The sequence below is a fragment of the Rhodococcus sp. (in: high G+C Gram-positive bacteria) genome, assembly GCF_049299235.1.
GTDB lineage: Bacteria > Actinomycetota > Actinomycetes > Mycobacteriales > Mycobacteriaceae > Rhodococcus.
Map to the genome: position 1 here is coordinate 1 of NZ_JBAQXC010000048.1, position 6275 is coordinate 6275.

Here is a 6275-nt window from a genome sequence, read left to right on the forward strand (position 1 = left end):
GGTCCGCGCCCCGCCATACCGATCCCGACATCGACCGCGCCGCCGGTGCGGAACTCGCCGCGTCCGCCAAGAACCTCGCCGAGCACGCCCACGTCGTCGCGGACCTGCGCGCAAGCCTCGAACCGTTCTGCACCGACCTCGACATCCCCGACCAGCCGACCCTGACGAGCACCAACCAGCTCTGGCATCTCGGCACCCCGGTATCCGGGCATCTGCGCGACCCGTCGATCACCGCACTCGACCTGGCCCTCGCCGTGCATCCGACACCCGCCGTCTGCGGCACCCCCACCGTCACCGCCCGGGAACTGATCCGGGACCTCGAGGGCGACCGCGGTTTCTATGCCGGCGCGATCGGCTGGTGCGACGCCGCGGGCGACGGCGAATGGATGGTCGCGATCCGGTGCGCCACACTCGACTCCGACGGTCGCACGCTCACCGCGCACGCCGGCGGCGGTATCGTCGCCGCCTCCGATCCGCACGACGAACTGCGCGAAACCACAACGAAATTCGGGACCGTACTCGACGCCCTCGGGGTCCGCCGGTGAGCGGGGGTGTCAGCCTCGTCGTCGGTGCCGCGCAGGGCATCGGCCGCGCGACCGCCCGCACACTCGCCGAGGCCGGCCATCGGGTCGTGCTCGCCGACCGCGATCCCGACGGCCTGCGTACGACCGCGGCACTGATCGGGGTGCCCGTCCCCACCTATCCGGTCGACATCCGCGACGGTGATGCCGTCGACTTCACGATCGGCAGCATCGAAGCCGAACACGGCCCCATCGCGAACCTCGCGCACGTCGCCGGGGTGTTCTCCACCGCGTCGATCCTCGACGGCGACCCCGACGAGTGGCGACACGTCTACGACGTCAACGTCACCGGGCTGGTGTCGGTGCTGCGGGCCGTGGGCCGGTCGATGCGCGACCGCCGGTCCGGGTCGATCGTCGTCGTCGGCTCGAACTCCGCGGGCGTACCACGCATCGGCATGGGCGCCTACGGATCGTCGAAGGCAGCGGTCGCAATGATCGTCCGGGTGCTCGGACTCGAACTCGCCGAATACGGCATCCGCGCCAACATCGTCGCACCCGGCTCCACCGACACCGCGATGCAGCGGTCGCTGTGGGAGGACCCGGACGACGACGCGGGCGCACTCGGTGCGATCGCCGGTGATCCTGCCCAGTTCAAGGTCGGTATCCCGCTCGGCCGGATCGCCGAGCCGGCCGACATCGCCGACGCGATCGAGTTCCTGCTCTCCGATCGTGCCCGGCACATCACCATGCACGCCCTGTACGTCGACGGCGGCGCGACCCTGCGCGCCTGACCCTGCCCGAAAGGACCTTTCGTGACAACCGGCTTTCAGCGCACCGCGCTCGCCGAAACAGCCTGCTACCCCGAGGAATTCGCCGAACTCTACCGCGGCGCCGGATACTGGACCGCCGAGACCCTCGCGCAGTTCCTGCCTGCCCGCGCCGCACTGTACGGCGACCGGGTCGCCGTCACCGGGCTCGACGCACACGGCGAGCATCGACGCCTGACGTACGGCGAACTGGATGCCGCCTCCGCCCGGATCGCGTCCGGGCTGCGGGAACTCGGCCTCCGGGCCGGGGACCGCGTCGTCGTACAACTGCCGAACATCGTCGAATACACCGAGATCCTGTTCGCGGTGTTCCGGCTCGGCGCACTGCCGGTGTTCGCACTGCCGGCACACCGCTCGGCCGAGATCGGCTATTTCTGCCGGTTCACCGACGCCGCCGCGTACATCGTGGCAGCGACGAGCGGCGGATTCGACTATCGGGTGTTGGCCCGCGAGGTGATCGGCGGCGCCGGGACAGCACCTCTCGTGATCGTCGCAGGCACCGCCGAGGAATTCACCGGACTCGACACACTGCGCACCCACGATCCGGCCCCGGTCACCCACCTCGATCCCGAAACGGTTGCCTTCCTGCAACTGTCCGGGGGCACGACCGGCACCCCGAAACTGATCCCGCGAACCCACTCCGACTACCTGTATTCGGTGCGGGAATCGGCTCGCATCTGCGGGGTCGACGCCGACACCCGCATGCTCGTGGTGCTGCCCGCAGCCCACAACTTTCCCATGAGCTCCCCCGGCATCCTCGGGGTGCTGCACAGCGGCGGCACGGTGGTGCTCGCGCCGGATCCGAGCCCCGACACCGCGTTCGCGTTGATCGAGGGCGAAGCGATCACGATGGCGTCCCTGGTCCCGCCGCTGGCGATGGCCTGGCTGTCCGCGCGGGCCCGCAGCGACCGCGACCTGTCGTCGTTGCGGGTCCTGCAGGTCGGTGGCGCGAAGTTCCCGGCCGAAGCGGCCGCCCGGGTCGGCCCCGAACTCGGCTGCACCCTCCAGCAGGTGTTCGGCATGGCGGAGGGACTGGTGAACTACACGCGCCTCGACGACGACGCGGACACCATCGCGACCACCCAGGGCCGGCCGATCAGCGCACACGACGAGATCCGCATCCTCGACGACGACGACGCTCCCGTTCCGCCGGGTGGCACCGGGCACCTGCTCACCCGCGGCCCCTACACGATCCGCGGCTACTACAATGCGCCCGAACATAATTCGACCTCGTTCACACCCGACGGCTTCTACCGGACCGGCGACCTCGTGCGTCTCACCGAACACGGGTATCTCGTCGTCGAGGGTCGCGCGAAGGACCAGATCAACCGCGGTGGCGAGAAGATCGCCGCCGAGGAGGTCGAGAACCACCTGATCGCCCATCCCGCGGTACTCGACGTCGCCGTCGTCGCGATGCCCGATCAATACCTCGGTGAGCGGACGTGCGCGTTCGTCGTCACCGAAGGCGACGCACCGAAAGCGCTTGCACTCAAGTCGTTCTTGCGTGACCGCGGCCTGGCCGGATACAAGATCCCGGACACGGTGCGTTTCGTCGACGCGTTCCCGGTGACCGGTGTCGGCAAGATCAGCCGGAACGAACTGCGCCGCGCACTGGCCGCGACCTTCGAGCACTGAACCACCCCAACCCCCGAAAGCGAGATCATGGCACTTCCGAAGTCCGTGTCCTACCCGCTCCCCGACGAACAACCGGCGAATGTGGTGCCGTGGACGATCGATCCGGATCGTGCGGTGCTGCTCGTGCACGACATGCAGGAGTATTTCGTCCGGGCGTTCGACCGCTCCGCCGACCCGCTCGCGACGGTGGTGCCGAACATCGACGCGATCCGCACCTCTTCTCGCGCCGCCGGTGTCCCGGTCGTCTACACCGCTCAACCCGGCAACCAGGACCCCACCGACCGTGCTCTACTGCTGGACTTCTGGGGCCCCGGCCTGACCGCCGACCCAGCCGAGACCGCGGTCATCGACGAGCTCGCCCCGCACGAGGACGACGTGCTGCTCACCAAGTGGCGGTACAGCGCGTTCATCCGCACCGACCTGCTCGAACGAATGCAGCGGTGGGGCCGCGACCAGTTGATCGTCACCGGTGTCTACGCCCACATCGGCTGTCTGACCACCGCACTCGACGGGTTCATGAACGACATCCAGGTCTTCTTCGTCTCCGACGGCACCGCCGACTTCTCCCGGCGCGAGCACATCGGCGCACTGAACTACGTCGCATCGCGGTGCGCGGTGGTGCTGCCCACCGGCGAGGTCACCGACGCGCTCGCGCGGGCCGGCGTCGCCGGAGCACTCTCCTCCGCGCGAGCCTGACCCTGCGGGGCCGAACCTATGCGGCCACGCGGTCGTCGCGTCGTGCGGCGAGGGTCGCGTACCGGCCGCCGCGTTCGAGCAGATCGTCGTGGCTACCGCGTTCGACGATCCGGCCGTGATCGAGCACCGCGATCTCGTCCGCCGCACGGACCGTCGAGAGGCGGTGCGCGATGGTGATCGTGGTGCGCCCGCGCCGCGCGGCGTCGAGCGCGCGCTGCACGGCCCGTTCGGTGTCGTTGTCGAGCGCGCTGGTCGCTTCGTCGAGGACGAGGACGCGCGGGTCGCGCAGCAACGTGCGGGCAATCGCGAGGCGCTGTTTCTCCCCACCGGAGAAGCGGTGCCCGCGGGCGCCGACGAGCGTGTCGTAGCCGTCCGGCAGCGATTCGATCAGGTCGTGGATCTGCGCGGCGCGCGCGGCATCCTCGATGTCGGCGTCGGTGGCGTCGGGCCGGGCATAGCGCAGGTTTTCGCGCACGGTCGCGTGCAACAGATAGGTTTCCTGCGAGACGACACCGACGAGCGCGGCGACGTCCGCGAGCGGAAGGTCGCGCAGGTCGATCCCGTCGATCGTGACGCGACCGGTCGTCGGATCGTGAAGTCGCGCGACGAGTGAGCCGAGTGTGGTTTTGCCGGAGCCGGTTTCGCCGACCAGGGCGACCTGTGCACCGGCCGGGACGTCGAGATCGATGTGGTCGAGGGCGTTCCGGTCGGAGCCCGGGTAACGCAGGCTCACGTCCTCGAAACGCACCGCGCCGGCGACCCGGTCGAGGTCGAGCCGGACCGGGTCGGCCGGTTCGTCGATCTCCACGGCCAGGGCGAGATATTCGAAGATGCGACTGAACAGAGCGAGCGACGCGGTGACGGACACGCCCACGTCGAGCAGGCTCATGAGTGGGCGGAACAGCGCGGCCTGCAGGCCGGTGAATGCGACCAGGGTGCCGATGGTCATGCCACCCGAGGTCGCGGGTAGACCGGCGACGAGATACAGCGCCGCGGGGATGGCCGCGAACACGATGTTCATGGTGGCCATCCGCCACCGTCCCGACAGTTGGGCGTGGACCTCGAGGTCGGCCAGGTCGGTGGAGGTGTCCGTGAAGCGCCGGGACATCGCCGGGCCGGTGCCGAGTGTCTTGGACAGCAGTACGCCGCTGATGGACAGGCCTTCGTCGATCTGGGTCTGCATGTCGGCGAGGCGGCGTTGCTGCCGCGCGGTGACGGCGCGGCGCATGAGCGCGACCTTGCGGGTGAGCCAGATGGCGGGCGGGAGCACCACCAGCGAGAGCAGCGACAGGCGCCAGCTCAGGACGGCCATCGCGACGGCGGTGCCGACAACGGTGGTGATGTTGGCGGCGATCGAGGTGGCCGTGGACGTCACCACGTTCTGCATGCCGCCGATGTCGTTGGTCAGCCGGGATTGGATTTCACCGCCGCGGGTGCGGGTGAAGAAGCTCAGGGACTGCCGCTGCAGGTGTGTGAAGACGCGGGTGCGCAGGCCGTGCATGATGCGCTGGCCGACGGTGGTGGAGATCCAGGTCTGGGCGACGCCGAGCACCGAACCGGTGACGGCCACCGCCAGCATGGCGGCGACGATCCACAGCAGCATCGGTACGTTCTGCTCGGGAATCGCATGGTCGATGGCGGCGCGGACGAGGAACGGGCTGGCGAGGGAGATCAGCGACGAGATGACGATGAGTGTGACCACGACGGCGATCTGCCAGCGGTAGGGAGCGAAGAGCGCGCCGATGCGGCGCAGGCGCACGGGTGAGTCCTGGAGCTGTCGTCGATCGAGGGGGTCTGCCTTGCCTCGTCGTGCCGGACCGCCGCCCGGGGGGAGTTGCATCACGCACATCACCTCCTGGAGTATCGGATCAATTTACTGAGGTTCCCTCACTAAGAGGTAAACGTCAAGTGAGGTAATCTCATTCCATGCCCGATTCACCGGCAGCACCCGATACACCGGCCGCGCTGCGCGATCTTCTGATCACCGCCACCCGCACCCTGCGACGACGCTGGCACCAGACACTCGAGCCGTGGCAACTCTCCCCCCACGAACACCGCGCCCTGCGGGTCGTCGGCGACTCCACCGCGGAGCCGCTACGCCTGGGCGACGTCGCGAAATCGCTGCGGATCGCGCCGCGCTCGGCCACCGAAGTCATCGACCGACTCGAGTGCCGCGGACTCACCGAGCGCCTCCCCGACCCCGCCGATCGGCGCGCGGTGTGCGTGCGGCTGACCGACGCCGGTCGCGACCTCGCCGCGCAACTCGACGCGGCCCGTGACGCCGACGCCGACGAATTCTTCACCCCGCTCGACGATCACGACCGCGCCGAACTCGCCCGAATCCTGCGGACACTCGTCGGGCCGTGACCCGCTCCGGCGCTTCCGTGACCCGATTGGACAGCCGCGGCCCGAATAGGAATGACCGAGAACACACCCGTTTGGTCCGAATGAACGATAGGTCCGATTCACAAAACCGGCTCTTCGCAGTTAGCAGTGGCATTGGCGCCGGCTGGGTGCGACCCGACGTGATCGACGAGTGCAGGCCCACCGTACCCGGCGGCGTTGGTTCTCCGGGGTACGGAACCCGAACGCGATA

General features: G+C 69.0%; 6 protein-coding genes. 5 read left to right on the top strand and 1 reads right to left on the bottom strand.

Features of this window, described 5'->3' with window-relative positions; all coding sequences use genetic code 11:
* The 4 genes from WAX14_RS02660 to WAX14_RS02675 all read left to right on the top strand — a co-directional run.
* Nucleotides 1–545: isochorismate synthase (locus WAX14_RS02660; RefSeq protein WP_422626545.1), on the top strand; the 545-nt coding region annotated here is incomplete at its 5' end.
* Nucleotides 542–1312, top strand: coding sequence for an SDR family oxidoreductase (locus WAX14_RS02665; protein ID WP_422626546.1), 771 nt, complete (start codon nucleotides 542–544; stop codon nucleotides 1310–1312). The genes WAX14_RS02660 and WAX14_RS02665, both read left to right, overlap by 4 nt.
* Before the next feature lie 21 nt (nucleotides 1313–1333).
* Nucleotides 1334–2983, top strand: a complete 1650-nt coding sequence (locus tag WAX14_RS02670; protein WP_422626547.1) for a (2,3-dihydroxybenzoyl)adenylate synthase — start codon at nucleotides 1334–1336, stop codon at nucleotides 2981–2983.
* A 27-nt stretch (nucleotides 2984–3010) separates the two neighbouring features.
* Nucleotides 3011–3679, top strand: coding sequence for an isochorismatase family protein (locus WAX14_RS02675; protein ID WP_422626548.1), 669 nt, complete (start codon nucleotides 3011–3013; stop codon nucleotides 3677–3679).
* Between the two features lie 16 nt (nucleotides 3680–3695).
* Here the strand turns inward: WAX14_RS02675 and WAX14_RS02680 are convergent, their stop codons facing one another.
* On the bottom strand, nucleotides 3696–5528 hold the full coding sequence (locus tag WAX14_RS02680; protein WP_422626550.1) for an ABC transporter ATP-binding protein: 1833 nt from the start codon (nucleotides 5526–5528) through the stop codon (nucleotides 3696–3698).
* A 77-nt stretch (nucleotides 5529–5605) separates the two neighbouring features.
* Between WAX14_RS02680 and WAX14_RS02685 the strand changes: the two genes are divergently transcribed.
* Nucleotides 5606–6046 (top strand): MarR family winged helix-turn-helix transcriptional regulator, encoded by a 441-nt coding sequence (locus tag WAX14_RS02685; protein ID WP_422626549.1) that lies wholly within the window; start codon nucleotides 5606–5608, stop codon nucleotides 6044–6046.
* Nucleotides 6047–6275: the final 229 nt, after the last annotated feature.